Genomic DNA, 15,161 nt, shown 5'->3' with positions numbered 1-15,161 from the left:
GAATGATGGCTTCACATAACATGAATGGGACGGCTGCGACATTAAAATCGACGGGGGTGATCACCAGAAAGCCCGCAAAAACAGCTCGGCTCCCAATAAAAGCAGGCAGATGAGGAACCAGCGCCGGAATGTTGCCGGGCTGACGATGTTACGGATCTTCTGGCCGAGCCACATGCCGAGAAGCGCGGGCAGCACGGCGAGTGCGGAAACCGACAGGTGCTCGACGCGGAAGGCGTTCTGATAGGCAAGGCCTGCGGCAAGCGCAATGGTCGAAACGGTGAAGGAAAGGCCGAGCGCTTGCACGAGATCGTTGCGGTTGAAACCGAGCGACTGGATATAGGGCACGGCGGGCACGACGAAAATTCCGGTGCCGCCGGTCAAAAGGCCCGTTATCAGTCCCATGACGGGAGAGAGTTTTGGTTCCAGCCTTGCCGGAATCGAGACCGGTCTGGCAAGCAGGCTGTAGGCTGCGTAAGCCGCAAGGCACAGGCCGAGTGCCGAGGTGGCCCAGACGCCGGTGCCCGCCGTCATCAGCCGGATGCCGATGAGTGTGCCGACCGCGATGGCGATCATCATCGGCCACAGCCGCTTCACGATGGCCCGAAAATCAGGCCCCGCCAGCAATTGCCAGATATTGGTGATGAAGGAGGGCAGGATGAGCAGCCCTGCGGCAATGACCGGGGGCATGAAGAGGCCGAGCACGCCCATGGCGACAGTGGGCAGCCCCATGCCGGTCACGCCCTTGACGATGCCGGCAACGATGAAGGTCGCGAGGATCATGAGCAGGGTGGTTGTGTCTAAGTTCGGCACCGGGCACTCCAGAGGTCATTCGCATTTCGGCCGGGTGATGCCAGCCAGTCATTTGAAGCGAGCGGGTGCGACACGGTTTCTTCTCCCCGCCGGGGAGAAGGTGGCCCGAAGGGTCGGATGAGGGGGCAACGTCGGTGATAAATCGAGAGCTGGCCCCCTCATCCCGCTGCCGCGGACTTCTCCCCGGCGGGGAGAAGAAACAAGCGGCACCCGCTCGATTTGATAGGCCACTGATACATGAGGCCATGAGCAAATGTTTCGGCCGCAGCCGAACTATGCAAGCGTGCTCTTCATCGCCCTGCCGGCCACATAGGTCTCAACCACCGTGCGATCGTCGCCCATGGTGAGCATCAGGAAGAGTTCTTCCGTCAGGCTGTTCACCACTTCCATCTTCAGCGCCATGGCGGGGGTGGAGGAAGCGTTCAGCACGGTGATGTCCGCGTCCGTGCCGGCCTCCAGCGTGCCGATGCGGTCGACCATCGAGAGGGCCTCGGCATTGCCGCGGGTCATCAGATACCAGCTTTCCAGCGGGTTGAGGCGCTCGCCCAGCAATTGCTGGATCTTGTAGGCCTCGTCCATGGTGCGCAGCATGGAATAGCTCGATCCGCCGCCGATGTCGGTCGCAACCGCGATGCGCACCGGCTTTTCACGCCGCTGCAGTTTTTTCATTGGGAACAGGCCGGAGCCGATGAAGAGGTTCGAGGTGGGGCAATGCACGGCCACCGCGCCGGTTTCCGAGAGTACGTCCGCCTCGCGCTCGGAGAGGTGGATGGCGTGGCCGAGCAGGGTCTTTTTTCCCATCAGTCCGTAGCGCACATAGATATCGGTATAGTCGGTCGCTTCCGGGTAAAGCTCACAGGTATATTTGATCTCGTTCAGATTTTCCGAGAGATGCGTCTGGATGAAGAGATCGGGAAATTCCTGCGCCAGCGCCTGGGCGGCTTCCATCTGCTTCGGGGTGGAGGTGATGGCGAAGCGGGGGGTGATGGCGACGTGGTTGCGGCCCTTGCCGTGCCAGTCGGCGATGACCTGGCGCGTCTCGTCATAGGAGGTTTCCGGCGTGTCCAGCAGGCCCTGCGGGGCGTTGCGGTCCATCATCACCTTGCCGCCCACCATCAGCATGTTGCGCTTCATGGCCTCAGTAAAAAAGGCGTCGGCGGAGGTCTTGTGCACGGAGCAATAGGCGGCGGCCGTGGTGGTGCCGTGGCGCAGAAGCTCGTCGTAGAAATGCGTGGCGATGCGCTGGGCATGGGCGCTTTCGACGAAACGGCATTCTTCCGGGAAAGTATAGGTGTTCAGCCATTCCAGCAGGTTGGCGGCATAGGAGCCGATGACCTGCATCTGCGGGAAATGCAGGTGCATGTCGATCAGGCCCGGCACGATGAGGTGCGGGCGGTGATCCTTTTCCTCGAGGTCTTCGGGGGCTTGCTTGCGGATATCGGCGTAGTCGCCGATGGCAGCGATCTTGCCGTCTTCGATCAGCAGGCCACCGTCTTCGATATAGAGATAACTTTGCGTATCGTCGATTGCGAGCGGCGCGCGGCGGAAGCTCAGCAGGCGGCCACGCAGCAGAACCATGCTCATTCAGTCTTTCCTTCGGCTTTTCCTGCCCCGGAAACCGCGCTTTCATACCAGGCGGTCAGCAGCTTGCGCTCATCCGGGGTGATGGCGGTGATGTTGCCGGGAGGCATGGCATGGCTGCGGCCGGCTTGCAAATAGATTTCACGAGCATGGGCGGCGATCTGCTCGTCGGTTTCGAGCTTCACCGATTTTGGCGTGAAGGGCACGCCTTCCCACACCGGCTCGGCCGCATGGCACATGGAGCAGCGGCCCTGAACCACATCGCGCGCCTTGGCGAAATGGGCGTCGGCAACGAATTGCTGCTGCATCGGCGAAAGTGTCGCCGCTTTCTGTTCTTCTTCGCCGGTCAGCACCTTCGGCACGGTGGAAAGCCACATGATGACGATGAAGATCAGCGCGGTCAGCAGCCAGGTCCATGTCGGCTTGCCCTTGCGGGCATGGGTGGTGTTGAACCAGTGGCGGATGGTGACGCCCATCAGGAAGACGAGTGCGGCGATGATCCAGTTAAACTGCGTGGCAAAGGCCAGCGGATAATGGTTCGACAGCATGAAGAAGATGACGGGCAGCGTCAGATAGTTGTTGTGCAGCGAGCGCTGCTTGGCGATGCGGCCATATTTCGGGTCCGGCGTGCGCCCGGCGATCAGGTCGGCCACGACGATCTTCTGGTTGGGGATGATGATGAAAAACACATTCGCCGACATGATGGTGGCGGTGAATGCACCGAGATGCAGGAAGGCGGCGCGGCCGGTGAAGACCTGCGTATAACCCCATGCCATCGCCACCAGCGCGACATAGAGCACGATCATCAGGCCCCAGGTATTGTTGCCGAACGGCGATTTGCAGAGGAAATCGTAAAACAGCCAGCCGATGGCAAGCGAAGCGAGCGACAGACAGATGGCCTGGAACTGGGTGAGCGCCAGCACGGAATGATCGATGAGGAAGAGATCCGCGCCGCCATAATAAACGATGCAGAGCATGGCGAAGCCGGACAGCCAGGTGACGTAGCTTTCCCATTTGAACCATGTCAGGTGCTCGGGCATCTGGGCAGGCGCAACCAGATATTTCTGGATGTGATAAAAGCCGCCGCCATGCACCTGCCATTCCTCGCCATAGGCCCCCGGCGGCAGATGCGGCCGTTTGACCAGCCCGAGATCGAGCGCGATGAAATAGAAGGATGAGCCGATCCAGGCGATGGCGGTGATGACGTGGAGCCAGCGGACGGCAAAGGCCATCCATTCCCACGCAATGGCATATTCGTACATGCGGTTCCCCTGATCCTTGTGCAGCGCACCTTGCGAGAAATTTGACCTTTAGGAAAGGGAAAAGCAGAGGGCAGGCGGCGATTGTTCACAATCTGACGCCTTTGTGTCCGCAATCTCAGTTGAGTTCGCCCGTGTATGTGGGTTGGCCCGGTAAAGTTGCAGCCGCTCATTCCTGTCGCATAGTTTGTGCTTAGCTGGCTAACGCGACTCAGCTATTATCCTTTGTGCAGTCTGCCGATGTGCTAAAATATAAGGCTGCGGAGTCCTGCGGGGCGCCTTGCCGGAAATCCATTCCGGTTTTACGCCGATGCGCAGGGCTTCCATGACATGTTTCGCTGGCGGTTCTTCCGAAAGCGGGCGCTGCGAACCCTGGGTGGGGGCAGATCAGGGGGCAGGTATCGCAGTTCCCGGTGCCGTTGTGTCCGGGTGGGTGTTGATGTGAAATTTGAATAAAGGGACGCAATGATCTTCCGGCAGCCGCCGTTGTTTCAACGGAGACCATGCCGATGCGCCTTGTTCTGACGGTCCTCTTCTTATCTCTGGCGTTCAGCGCCACCGCGCTTGCCCATGAATCCCACAAGGGGTTCAAATATGAAAGCTATTGCTGCAATGGCGACGCCGAAACCGGCGACTGCCAGATGATTCCCACGCGCAGTGTTCGTGTCACGCCTGACGGTTACGAGGTCTCGCTCGCACCCGGCGATCACCGCATGGTCACCCGACGCCATGTCTTCAACTGGTCGCAGCGCGAGGCAAGACGATCCGAGGACGGCGAATATCATCTCTGTCTGTTTCCGGATGAGGACACGCCGCGCTGTTTTTATGCGCCGGACATGGGGTTTTGAGGCAGTTGCTGCGGCCGGCTTTCCTCGATCCGCTTCAATATCCAGTCGCGGAACAGCCTGATCTTGCGAATGTTCCGGCGGTTTTCGGGGTAGACCAGCCAATAGTTCTTGCCTTCGCTGCTGAGGTGCTCGAAGGGTTGATAAAGGCGGCCGAGCGCAATCTCATCGGCATAGAGCTCAGGGGTGAGCATGGCCACCCCCTGGCTGGCAATTGCGGCGGCGGCTTCGAAGGCCTGCACATTGAGGCGGCTGCGGGGATAACGGTCGAGGCCGGGATTTTCAACACCCACTTCCCGAAACCATTGGCTCCACCAGATATCGCCGGGATCGATGATGCGCAGGCGCAGCAGGTCTTCCGGCTTGTGCAATCCGCCGATGCTGTCGGCAAGGCCCGGATGCAGCATCGGCGTATAAACGCCGCGCAGCAGTTGATGATAGATCAGCCCTTTGCCGTTATCTTTGCTCCAGCGAATGGCGACATCGCAGTCCGACTGGGAAAAATCGATCAATGCGCTTGATGTGTCGAGCCGCACGGCAATCGAGGGATGTTCGAGCTGGAAAGCACCCAGATGCCGCGAAAGCCAGCGTGAGGCGAAGGTAGCGGTGGAATGGATTGTCAGGGTCGCGTCGGACGTGTCGCGCACATTGTCCACGGCCTCCCGCAGATTGTTGAAGGCTTCCGCGACTTTCGGCGCGAGTTTCTGCCCGGCCTCGGTCAGCGAGACCTGCCGCGCCTTTCTGATGAAGAGCGGCTCGCCGATATTCTCCTCCAGCAGCTTCACCTGATAGCTCACCGCCGTCTGCGTCATGCCCAGCTCTTCGCCGGCCTTGGTGAAGCTCAGATGCCTTGCGGCAGCTTCGAACACCCGCAGGGCGTTCAGGGGAAACTGGCGGGACATTTTCATGGATAAGTTCTCTTTATGCCAATTGCCGAAGGTTTCATTGGTTTTTCTCCGGAAAACAGAGCATTTTTAGCTCAATTCATCAACTGAGCTTCTGACATTTTTGAATGGAGACGAACATGCGCACAGCACTCTTGCGCGCGTGGTCCCGCCTGCGTGCGGGCCTGCGGACAGCGGAACGGTTTACCCTTGAAAGCCTCGCACCGGACAATCTGGCGGATGAAAGCCTGCCGGACGGGCTCAGGCGTGATCTTGGCCTTGAGGATGGCCGTGTCGATTTTCGCTGCGACGGATTTCGGCAGCGGAAAATGCTTGCAACAACTCGGCTGCCACAAGGGCCGCTATGATCGCAGGCCGCTTGTCCCTGACGCTGTTGCCGCCGATGGGCAGGATGAGCTTTGCAAGGCGGGACATGGGCTCTCCCTCCCGCTCCAGCCAATGGGCGAAGGTGGCGCGTTTGGTCTTCGAGCCGATCATGCCGACATAGGCGAGATCGTCGCGGGCGAGCGCTTCCTTCGCGATGAGGAAATCGAGCGCGTGATCGTGGGTGACGATGATGGCCGCCCCGTTTGCCGGGATTTTCGCGACGAGCGCCTCCGGCATGGGGGTCAGCACGGATGCGATCTTCACTGGAAGATCGTGCAGCTCGTTTTCCCGCGTTTCCACGATTGTCAGGGTCAAGGGCAGGAGGGACAGCGCCTCGGCCAGCGCCTTGCCGACATGGCCCGCCCCGAAAATGAAGACGGCCGGCTGCTGCTCGGCCTCGCCCTTCACTCTCGCTTCCAGCGCTGCCGTGATTTCCGCGGTTATCAGCCGGAACCGGAGCAGGGTGCGGCCGCCGCAGCACTGGCCGATTTCCGGGCCCAGCGGAATATCCATGCGGTCTTCGGTAGCACCGCTCCGCAGCATGGCTCGGGCGTGGTCTATGGCCATATATTCGAACTGCCCGCCGCCAATGGTTTCCCACAGGCCGTCTTGCGAGACCAGCATGAAGGTTCCGGCCTCACGCGGGGAGGACCCTTTCACGGCCTCGATTTCCACGAGGATCGTGGCTGGATATTGCGTGAGGAAGCTGGAGAGGGAAGTCATGGGTCTCCCCTCACACCTTCTTCAGCCGTTCCACCGCCATCAGAACCCGTTCGGGCGTTGCCGGTGCATCGAGGCGCGGGCAGACCTTGTAGTCGGCGACGGAGGCGACGGCCATGGAGAGGGCTTCGAGAACCGAGATCGCCAGCATGAAGGGCGGTTCGCCCACGGCCTTGGAGCGGCCAATGGTGGGTTCGGCATTTTCCGCCCATTCCGCCAGCTTGACGTTGAAATTCTTCGGCCGGTCGGAGGCGAGCGGGATCTTGTAAGTGGAGGGAGCATGGGTGCGCAGCCGGCCCTTGCCATCCCACCACAATTCTTCCGTCGTCAGCCAGCCCATGCCCTGCACGAAGGCGCCTTCCACCTGACCGATATCGATGGCCGGGTTCAGCGACTTGCCGACATCGTGGAGGATATCGGTGCGTTCCATCATATATTCGCCGGTCAGCGTATCGATCGACACTTCCGAGCAGGCCGCGCCATAGGCGAAATAATAAAACGGCGTGCCACGGCCGGCGGCGCGGTCCCAGTGGATTTTCGGCGTCTTGTAAAAACCGGCGGCGGAAAGCTGCACGCGGGCGAAATAGGCCTTTTTGATGAAATCATTGAAGGCGATTTCCTCAAGGCCGATGCGCACCCGGTTCGGCAGGAAGACGACTTCCTCTTCCGGCACGTTCCAGTTCTCGGCGGCGAATTTGACAAGCCTTTCGCGGATCTGGCGGGCGGCGTCATAGGCCGCCATGCCGTTAAGGTCCGTACCGGAGGAGGCGGCGGTGGCCGAAGTGTTCGGCACCTTGCCTGTGGTCGTTGCGGTAATTTTCACCCGGCCGATATCCACCTGGAAGGCATCGGCCACCACCTGCGCCACCTTGGTATAAAGGCCCTGGCCCATTTCGGTGCCGCCATGGTTCAGGTGGATGGAGCCGTCATTGTAGATATGCACCAGCGCGCCCGCCTGATTGAAGGCGGTCATGGTGAAGGAGATGCCGAATTTGACGGGGGTGAGCGCGATGCCCTTGCGGATGATCGGGCTCGTTTTGTTGAACTCGATGATCGCCTCGCGTCGCGCGCGATAGTCGCTGGAGGTTTCCAGCTCCTCGACGATGCGGGCGATGATGTTGTCCTCGACCTCCTGATGATAGGGCGTCGTGGTGCGGCCAGAGCCGGTCTCGCCGTAGAAATTCAGCTTGCGGATATCGAGTGGGTCCTTGCCCACCGCATAGGCGATTTCCTCGATGAAACGTTCCGCGCCGAGCATGCCCTGCGGGCCGCCGAAACCGCGAAAGGCGGTGTTGGAGACGGTGTGGGTTTTCAGCGGCCGCGAGGTGAGGTGCACATGCGGATAGAAATAGCTGGAATCGGCGTGGAACAGGGCGCGGTCCGTGACCGGGCCGGACAAATCGGAGGAAAAACCGCAGCGCGCAGCATAGGTGGCGTCGACGGCGTGGATACGGCCTTCCTCATCGAAACCCAACTCGTAATCGACGCGGAAATCGTGGCGTTTGCCGGTGGCCGTCATGTCCTCGTCGCGGTCGGGGCGGATTTTCACGGCCCGGTTCAGCTTCTTGGCGGCGATGGCGCAGAGGGCGGCGAACTGGTTGCCCTGCGTTTCCTTGCCGCCGAAACCGCCGCCCATGCGGCGCACCTGCACCGTAACGGCATTGGACGGCACCTGTAGCATATGGCTGACAATGTGCTGGATTTCGCTCGGATGCTGGGTGGAGCTCCACAGCGTTACCTCGTCATCCTCGCCCGGCACGGCCATGGCGATGTGACTTTCGAGATAAAAATGCTCCTGTCCGCCGATCCGCATGGTGCCGGTGAGACGGCGGGGCGCGACATCCATTTCCAGCTTGGCATCGCCACGCTTGAGTGTCATCGGATCGATGACCAGCGCGCCGCCATTTTCAATCGCCGTGTCGATATCGGTGAAATGCGGCAGGTCCTTATAGGTGATCTTCGCCTTGCGGGCCGCCTTTCTGGCGATATCGCGGGTTTCGGCAAAAACCGCGAAGATCGGCTGGCCGTGGAATTCCACCTTGGTTTCGGCAAGCAGCGGCTCGTCGTGACGGCCGCCGGAAGAGATGTCGTTTTCGCCGGGCACGTCCTTGGCAACCATGACCCAGAGCACGCCGGGTGTTTTTTCGACTTCCGAGAGGTCCATCGAGACGATTTCGGCATGTGCCCGGTCAGCAAGGCCGAGAGCGCCGTGGATCAGTCCGGCGGGTTCGGGAATATCGTCGATATATTCGGCGCTGCCGGTCACATGCTTATGGGCGGAATCGTGCCGGAGCGAAGCGTGCATCGGGCCGTCGATTTCGGTTTTGGTCTTGTCGAAGCTTGTGGTGTCCATGGTTCAAGCTCCTCCTTGGTGAATTACGGCACATGACAGCGATAATAGTCCCTCATTCCTGTGCTTGTCACAGGAATCCAGCCAGCCCAAGTCTTTGGGCTGAAAAGAGTCTTTCGCCGCGCAGACGCGCGTCGGCTGGATTCCTGTGACAAGCACAGGAATGAGGGAGGGTGCGGGTGTCGCCATCGCCATCATCACGCCTCCTCCAGCGAGAAACGGCTGAGTTCCTGTTTTTGCCCCGAAGTCTCGAGGAAAAACCGCGTCAGCAGGTTCTTGGCCGTCAGTTGCCGATATTCGGCAGTCGCCCGCCAGTCGGTCAGCGGGGTAAAGTCCTCGTCCAGCACATCGCGCGCCGCATCGATCGTTTCTTGGCGCCAGGGCTTGCCGAGAAGCGCCGCCTCCAGATGCGCGGCGCGTTTGGGCGTGCCGGCCATGCCACCGAAGGCGATGCGGATGTCTTCGACCGCGCCGTCGGCATCGAGCGTCAGGTTGAAGGCGCCGCAGAGCGCGGAAATATCCTCGTCGCGCCGTTTGGAAATCTTGTAGACGGCATAGAGGCTTTCCGGCTTCCGGAACGGAATGAAGAGCTTTTCGACGAATTCGCCGCTTAGCCGGTCCTGTTTGCCGTAATCGATGAAATAGCTTTCCAGCGGCAGGCTGCGGTTGCCGGAGGAGGAGCGCAGGGTCAGCGTCGCGCCGAGTGCGATCAGCGCCGGCGGCGTATCGCCGATGGGCGAACCGTTGGCGATATTGCCGCCGATGGTGCCCATATTGCGCACCTGCTCGCCGCCGAGGCGGTCGAACAGCCGGGCAAGCGGCGGGAAGTGTTCCGCAATGGTCTTGAAGGCCTGGCTGTAGGTGACGCCGGCGCCGAGTGTCACGCCGTCCTCATCCACGGCGATGGTTTGCAGATCCCCGAGATTGTTGATGAAGATCACCGGGTTCAGCGCCCGCATCTGCTTCGTCACCCACAGGCCGACATCGGTGGAGCCAGCAACGATGGTTGCCTTTGGTTCAGCAGCGTAAATCTCGGTCAGTTCGGCCAGTGTCGCCGGAATGATGGTGCGGTCCTCGCCTTGGGTGACGATGATCGTCTCATTGGCGCGGATCGCCCAGAGCCTTGCCATGATATCGGTGCGGTCCCGTTGCAGCGGGTCGAAGAGGGCGCTCGGGCGGGCAGCGGCGATTTTTTCGGCGGCGCGCACGATCGGCTCATAACCCGTGCATCGACAGAGATTGCCTTGCAGCGCTTTTTCGATGTCGGCGCGGCCGGGATTTTCACTGGCAAGCCAGAGGCCGTAAAGCGACATGATGAAGCCCGGCGTGCAGAAACCGCATTGCGAGCCGTGGAAATCCACCATCGCCTGCTGCACGGGGTGCAGCGTACCGTCGCGCGCGGCCAGATGCTCGACCGTCACGATATGGGTGCCGTGCAGCGAACCTAAAAAGCGGATGCAGGCATTGACGCTTTCATAACGCAGCGAGCCATCCAGCAGCCGCCCGACCAGCACCGTGCAGGCGCCACAGTCGCCTTCGGCGCAACCTTCCTTGGTCCCGGTCAACCGCTTGCTGATGCGGAGATAATCGAGAAGCGTGTCTGTCGGTCCGAAATCCTTCAGCGAGATGGTTTCGCTGTTGAGGATGAAGCTGATCGCGTCGTTCATGCAATGCCCTGCTTTTTTTGACCGGCTGCCGAGCCGGTTTCTTGTCATTGTCCCTGCGCATCATATGCACGCCCGCAGGCGTATATCGATTTCCGTTTTGGCAATTCATTGTTTCCAAAACGGAAAGAAAATTCGGCAATTATTGCGCCGTCCAGCCGCCATCAACGGAAATATGGGTGCCGGTGATGTTGCTTGCGGCATCGCTTGCCAGAAACAGTGCGGCGGCGGCGACGTCATCGACGGTGACGAACTGCTTGGTCGCCTGCAGCTCCAGCATCACGTCGTTCTTCACCGCCTCTTCGCTGATGCCGCGCACCTTCGCCATTTCCGGTATCTGCTTTTCGACAAGCGGGGTGAGCACATAACCCGGACAGATGGCGTTAACAGTAACCCCGGTCTGCGCAAGTTCGAGCGCTGCCGTCTTCGTCAGTCCCATGATGCCGTGCTTGGCCGCCACATAGGCCGATTTGAACGGCGAGGCGACGAGACCGTGGGCGGATGCGATGTTGATGATACGGCCTTTACCGGCCTTCTTCATCAGCGGTATCGCAGCGCGCATGGTATGGAAGGAACTGGTCAGATTGATGGCGATGATCCAGTCCCATTTCTCCGGCGGAAATTCCTCGATGGGTGCGATATGCTGGATGCCGGCATTGTTGACGAGCACATCCACCGAACCGAGTTTTTCGTGCGAGGATTGAATGAGATCGGCGATCTCATCCGGTTTCGTCATATCCGCGGGGTGATAAAGCACGCGCCCGCCGCTTTCCGCTTCCAGCAAAAGGCGCAATTTTTCGATCTCGTCCTCATCGCCGAAACCGTTCAGCACAATATTGGCGCCCTCCCGCGCAAATCGCTGCGCAATCGCAAGGCCGATACCGCTTGTAGAGCCCGTCACGATAACTGTCCGATGCATGCTTTCCCCTTTTTGCATTACTTCGCACATGTTTAAGCAAGGTATGCCCAAAGGGGGCGGGCTGGCAATCGCCATTTCGGGCGCCATTTAAGGGGAGCACGGTTGCGCGGTGAAACGGGCCGCGCCCATCCATTTTTCCGAAGCTAAGCATCCAGATTTTGCGCCAGATTCTGCATTTGCCTGCGGAGGCTTCCGTCCCTATCTCTGAGACAAGCAAACAGAGGTATCATCTATGGAACTCGGTCTTTACACATTCGCGGATGTCAATCCCAACCCCGCCGATGGCCGTGGGCCGGAAGGCGCGCGCCGGCTGCGGGAACTCATCGAAGAGATCGAGCTTGCCGATCAGGTCGGGCTCGATGTCTTTGGCCTCGGGGAGCATCACCGTCCGGATTATGTCGTCTCCTCGCCCTCCACCGTTCTCGCGGCGGCGGCGGTGAAGACGAAGAATATCCGCCTGACGAGCGCCGTTTCGGTTTTGAGTTCGGACGATCCGGTGCGGGTGTTCCAGCAGTTTTCGACCGTCGATCTTCTCTCGAACGGCCGCGCCGAGATCATGGCCGGGCGCGGGTCCTTCATCGAATCCTACCCGCTGTTCGGTTACGATCTCGAGGATTACGACGTGCTCTTTGCCGAAAAGCTCGATCTGCTTTTGGCGCTGCGGGAGCAGGAAATCGTGACCTGGTCCGGCACCAAGCATCCCGCCATTAACGGGCGTGGCGTTTATCCGCGGCCGCTGCAGGACCGTCTGCCGGTGTGGATCGCGGTTGGCGGCACGCCGCAATCGGTGGCGCGGGCAGGCGCCATGGGTCTGCCGGTGGCGCTTGCCATCATCGGCGGTGAATATCGCCGCTTTGCGCCGCTGTTCGATCTCTATCATGAGGCTGCGCGCCGCGCCGGGCAGGAAAAGACCAAGCTGCGCACCAGCATCAATGTGCACGGCTTCATTGCCGACACCACCGACAAGGCGGCGGACCAGTTTTACGGCCCGCAGGCGGAGGTGATGAACCGCATCGGCCGCGAACGTGGCTGGGGGCCGACGAACCGCGCGCATTTCGACGCCGCACGCGGGCCGGAGGGCAATCTCTTCCTCGGTGAGCCGGAACTGGTGGCGGAAAAGATCATCAAGGCGCATGGCGTGTTCAGGAATGACCGCTTCCTGCTGCAGATGGCCATCGGCCTGATGCCGCACGATCAGATCATGCGCGGCATCGAGCTTTATGGTACGAAAGTCGCCCCGATCGTCAGAAAAGAATTGACGGGGAGCGCCGATCCGGTGAAAGCCACGGCCTGATGATTGCCAAGGCGGGCGTTTTGAGACCCGCCATACAGAACGACGGACAGAGACATGGTCATTTCCACCGAAGAAGAACTGGTTCTGCTGAAGGACATCGGCCGTTTATGCGCCGTCGCGATGCAGACCATGGCGGACGCGCTGGAACCCGGCATCACCACGGCCGAGCTGGATGCCATCGGCCGCAAGGTGCTGGAAGACAATGGAGCGCAATCGGCGCCGGAATTCTGCTACAAGTTTCCCGGCGCGACCTGCATCAGCGTCAATGAGGAAGTGGCTCACGGCATTCCGGGCCCGCGCATCATCAAGGCGGGTGATCTCGTCAATATCGATGTCTCGGCGGTGAAGAACGGCTTTTTCGGCGATACCGGCTCGTCTTTCGCCGTGCCGCCGGTGAAGAAGGACATCGAGCGCCTTTGCCGCGATGGCAAGCGCGCCATGTGGACGGGCCTGCAGCAGGTGAAGACCGGCCGGCCTTTCGCCGATATCGGCAATGCCATCGGCGCTTTTGCCAAGAAGAACCGCTATACGCTCATCACCAATCTCGCCAGCCACGGCATCGGCCGCTCGCTGCACGAAGAGCCGAAGGAACTGGCGACCTGGCCGGACAAGGACGAGCGGCGCATCATGCAGGAAGGCATGGTGTTCACCGTCGAGCCGTTTCTCTCGACGGGCGCCTATTGGGCCGAAGATGGCGATGACGATCCCTGGACACTCTATAGCGATCCGAGCGCGCCGACGGTGCAGTATGAGCATACCGTGGTTGCGACCAAGAACGGGCCGCTGGTGCTGACGCTGGCTGAGTGAGGAGAGCATTGCAGACGTTTGCGATGCCCAGGCGTATAGCCCGCCTAGCAGTGCGGACTTGCCGTATTCAAAACTCTTCCATCTCCTCATCCCTGTGCTTGTCACAGGGATCCAGCCAGCCCAAGTCCTTGGGCTGAAAGGAGTCTTTTCGCCGCGCGGACGCGCGTCGGCTGGATTCCTGTGACAAGCACAGGAATGAGGGTTGGAGGGCGCGGCGCGGTATCCTTCACCTTAGGTCTTGCACCGATAACGACCGCTTATAACGCCGATCAAAATAACTCGCTTGTCCCTTATCCGCCCCGTTGCGATAAGCCATGCATGAGCATCGACAAGCCACTTTCCGCCAAACATCTGACCGCACTCGGATTTTCCGGGGCGCTGATGATGGCCTCCGCCATGGGTTTCGGCCGCTTTTCCTTCACCCCCATTCTGCCCGGCATGATGGCGGATGTTCCGCTTTCGGCGGGGGATGCGGGGATCGTGGCGGCGGGTAACTTCGCCGGTTATCTGGCCGGGGCGGTTCTGGCGGCCTATTCGTGGGGTTCGGGGCGGGAACGGCTGGTGGCGCTTTGCGGCCTGTTTTCCACCGGGGCATTGTTACTTGCCATGGCGGCTTTCAATTCCGTCGCGGCTTTCACCGTCATCCGGTTTCTGGCCGGTGTCGCGAGCGCACTGACCATGATCTTCACCTCGCAGATCGTTATCGGCCATGCCGTCAAGGCGGGCAGGGACAGTGTTCAGGCGCTGCATTATGGCGGCGTCGGTGCGGGCATCGCGATCTCCTCGCTTGCGGTCTATCTGATCGGCGTCGTTTTTGACGGCGGCGGTTCCTCATGGCGGGAGGAGTGGATCGCAGGTGCCGTCTTTTCCTTCATCACATTCATTCTCGTCTGGCGGGTGCTGCCCGCAGGCCCGCCGCGACATGCATCCTCGGTGGCGGAGCCGCCGCTCAACTGGACGCGGCCGCTCTTCCTGACGACGCTGGCCTATGGGCTTTTCGGCTTCGGTTACGTCATCACCGCCACCTTCATCGTGGCGATTGCCCGCATGGCCGCCGCCGGTGCTTTCGTGGAGTTTCTGGCCTGGTTCATCACCGGCTGCGCCGCCGCCATTTCGCTTTTCCTCTGGAAACCGGTCTTGAAATCGCAGGGGTTGAAACGCGCCTTCGTCATCGTTCTTGCCGTCGAAGCCGTCGGTGTTTTCGCTTCCGTCATGCTGCCGCCGGTGCCGGGTGTTCTCGCCGGAGGCCTGCTTCTCGGGCTGACCTTCATGGTCATCACCGCTTATGGCCTGCAGCTCGGCCGGGAATTTGCCGGGCCGAGCCCGCGTCGCGCCTTTGCGCTGATGACGGCCGCTTTCGGCACGGGCCAGATTGTCGGGCCGCTTGCCGCCGGCTGGATTGCCGAGGCGACGGGAAGTTTTACCGCGCCCAGCATTCTCGCTTCCGCCGTGCTTGTCGTCAGCATTCTGCTGATGCTGCCGGTGCTCGCGACGGAGCGGCGGCGCTAGGCTGCGGCTGTCTTTTCCTGCCTTTCATCCGGTGTTTTCGGTGGCCATCACCCGCCATCTGCGCCTTACATCTTGTTAAGGTCAGCGCTTCTTCATTGCTGTGCACAAATTTCTGCCCTAGGTTCGGGCCAA

General features: G+C 60.6%; 12 protein-coding genes. 4 read left to right on the top strand and 8 right to left on the bottom strand.

Annotated elements, in window-relative coordinates:
- Positions 1 to 60: 60 nt before the first annotated feature.
- The 3 genes from CFBP4996_RS09955 to puuD form a co-directional block, all read right to left on the bottom strand.
- Positions 61 to 780 carry a sulfite exporter TauE/SafE family protein gene (locus CFBP4996_RS09955; protein ID WP_080851088.1) on the bottom strand — a complete coding sequence of 240 codons (720 nt, stop codon included), beginning with the start codon at positions 778 to 780 and terminating at the stop codon, positions 61 to 63.
- A gap of 303 nt (positions 781 to 1,083) precedes the next feature.
- Positions 1,084 to 2,394 (bottom strand): guanine deaminase, encoded by a 1,311-nt coding sequence (guaD, locus tag CFBP4996_RS09950; protein WP_080851091.1) that lies wholly within the window; start codon positions 2,392 to 2,394, stop codon positions 1,084 to 1,086.
- Positions 2,391 to 3,653, bottom strand: coding sequence for a urate hydroxylase PuuD (gene puuD, locus CFBP4996_RS09945; RefSeq protein WP_080851096.1), 1,263 nt, complete (start codon positions 3,651 to 3,653; stop codon positions 2,391 to 2,393). The genes guaD and puuD overlap by 4 nt, the downstream gene beginning before the upstream one ends.
- A 506-nt stretch (positions 3,654 to 4,159) precedes the next feature.
- Between puuD and CFBP4996_RS09940 the strand changes: the two genes are divergently transcribed.
- On the top strand, positions 4,160 to 4,498 hold the full coding sequence (locus CFBP4996_RS09940; protein WP_003524238.1) for a hypothetical protein: 339 nt from the start codon (positions 4,160 to 4,162) through the stop codon (positions 4,496 to 4,498).
- On the opposite strand, the gene CFBP4996_RS09935 is transcribed toward CFBP4996_RS09940, so the two are convergent.
- From CFBP4996_RS09935 to CFBP4996_RS09915, 5 genes are all read right to left on the bottom strand, one after another.
- Positions 4,474 to 5,403 (bottom strand): LysR substrate-binding domain-containing protein, encoded by a 930-nt coding sequence (locus tag CFBP4996_RS09935; RefSeq protein WP_080851099.1) that lies wholly within the window; start codon positions 5,401 to 5,403, stop codon positions 4,474 to 4,476. The genes CFBP4996_RS09940 and CFBP4996_RS09935 overlap by 25 nt on opposite strands.
- 237 nt (positions 5,404 to 5,640) lie before the next feature.
- Complete coding sequence (gene xdhC / locus CFBP4996_RS09930) at positions 5,641 to 6,489, bottom strand: xanthine dehydrogenase accessory protein XdhC (protein ID WP_080851101.1); 849 nt, start codon at positions 6,487 to 6,489, stop codon at positions 5,641 to 5,643.
- Between the two features lie 10 nt (positions 6,490 to 6,499).
- Positions 6,500 to 8,839, bottom strand: a complete 2,340-nt coding sequence (gene xdhB, locus CFBP4996_RS09925; RefSeq protein ID WP_162935832.1) for a xanthine dehydrogenase molybdopterin binding subunit — start codon at positions 8,837 to 8,839, stop codon at positions 6,500 to 6,502.
- Positions 8,840 to 9,033: 194 nt separating this feature from the next.
- On the bottom strand, positions 9,034 to 10,503 hold the full coding sequence (gene xdhA, locus CFBP4996_RS09920) for a xanthine dehydrogenase small subunit (protein ID WP_080851103.1): 1,470 nt from the start codon (positions 10,501 to 10,503) through the stop codon (positions 9,034 to 9,036).
- Between the two features lie 139 nt (positions 10,504 to 10,642).
- The gene (locus CFBP4996_RS09915) at positions 10,643 to 11,419 is read right to left on the bottom strand and encodes a 3-hydroxybutyrate dehydrogenase (RefSeq protein ID WP_003524233.1); all 777 of its coding nucleotides are present in this window, start codon (positions 11,417 to 11,419) and stop codon (positions 10,643 to 10,645) included.
- 232 nt (positions 11,420 to 11,651) lie between these two features.
- Between CFBP4996_RS09915 and CFBP4996_RS09910 the strand changes: the two genes are divergently transcribed.
- From CFBP4996_RS09910 to CFBP4996_RS09900, 3 genes are all read left to right on the top strand, one after another.
- Complete coding sequence (locus CFBP4996_RS09910; protein WP_080816120.1) at positions 11,652 to 12,713, top strand: LLM class flavin-dependent oxidoreductase; 1,062 nt, start codon at positions 11,652 to 11,654, stop codon at positions 12,711 to 12,713.
- A gap of 54 nt (positions 12,714 to 12,767) precedes the next feature.
- Positions 12,768 to 13,520: a type I methionyl aminopeptidase gene (gene map / locus CFBP4996_RS09905; protein ID WP_065655656.1), complete on the top strand. Its 753-nt coding sequence runs from the start codon at positions 12,768 to 12,770 to the stop codon at positions 13,518 to 13,520.
- Positions 13,521 to 13,838: 318 nt separating this feature from the next.
- Positions 13,839 to 15,029, top strand: coding sequence for an MFS transporter (locus tag CFBP4996_RS09900; RefSeq protein WP_080851106.1), 1,191 nt, complete (start codon positions 13,839 to 13,841; stop codon positions 15,027 to 15,029).
- Positions 15,030 to 15,161 lie beyond the last annotated feature (132 nt).

Origin of the sequence: Agrobacterium leguminum (genome assembly GCF_005144435.2) — a bacterium.
GTDB classification, from domain to species: domain Bacteria; phylum Pseudomonadota; class Alphaproteobacteria; order Rhizobiales; family Rhizobiaceae; genus Agrobacterium; species Agrobacterium leguminum.
The sequence above is the reverse complement of the archived record's forward strand: the minus strand, read 5'-3'. Positions and strand labels throughout refer to the sequence as shown.

Bases quoted from the DNA above. Each gene is read 5' to 3' on its own strand.
- CFBP4996_RS09955 (WP_080851088.1), bottom strand. From the start codon at position 780: ATGATCCTCGCGACCTTCATCGTTGCCGGCATCGTCAAGGGCGTGACC.
- guaD (WP_080851091.1), bottom strand. From the start codon at position 2,394: ATGAGCATGGTTCTGCTGCGTGGCCGCCTGCTGAGCTTCCGCCGCGCG.
- puuD (WP_080851096.1), bottom strand. From the start codon at position 3,653: ATGTACGAATATGCCATTGCGTGGGAATGGATGGCCTTTGCCGTCCGC.
- CFBP4996_RS09940 (WP_003524238.1), top strand. From the start codon at position 4,160: ATGCGCCTTGTTCTGACGGTCCTCTTCTTATCTCTGGCGTTCAGCGCC.
- CFBP4996_RS09935 (WP_080851099.1), bottom strand. From the start codon at position 5,403: ATGAAAATGTCCCGCCAGTTTCCCCTGAACGCCCTGCGGGTGTTCGAA.
- xdhC (WP_080851101.1), bottom strand. From the start codon at position 6,489: ATGACTTCCCTCTCCAGCTTCCTCACGCAATATCCAGCCACGATCCTC.
- xdhB (WP_162935832.1), bottom strand. From the start codon at position 8,839: ATGGACACCACAAGCTTCGACAAGACCAAAACCGAAATCGACGGCCCG.
- xdhA (WP_080851103.1), bottom strand. From the start codon at position 10,503: ATGAACGACGCGATCAGCTTCATCCTCAACAGCGAAACCATCTCGCTG.
- CFBP4996_RS09915 (WP_003524233.1), bottom strand. From the start codon at position 11,419: ATGCATCGGACAGTTATCGTGACGGGCTCTACAAGCGGTATCGGCCTT.
- CFBP4996_RS09910 (WP_080816120.1), top strand. From the start codon at position 11,652: ATGGAACTCGGTCTTTACACATTCGCGGATGTCAATCCCAACCCCGCC.
- map (WP_065655656.1), top strand. From the start codon at position 12,768: ATGGTCATTTCCACCGAAGAAGAACTGGTTCTGCTGAAGGACATCGGC.
- CFBP4996_RS09900 (WP_080851106.1), top strand. From the start codon at position 13,839: ATGAGCATCGACAAGCCACTTTCCGCCAAACATCTGACCGCACTCGGA.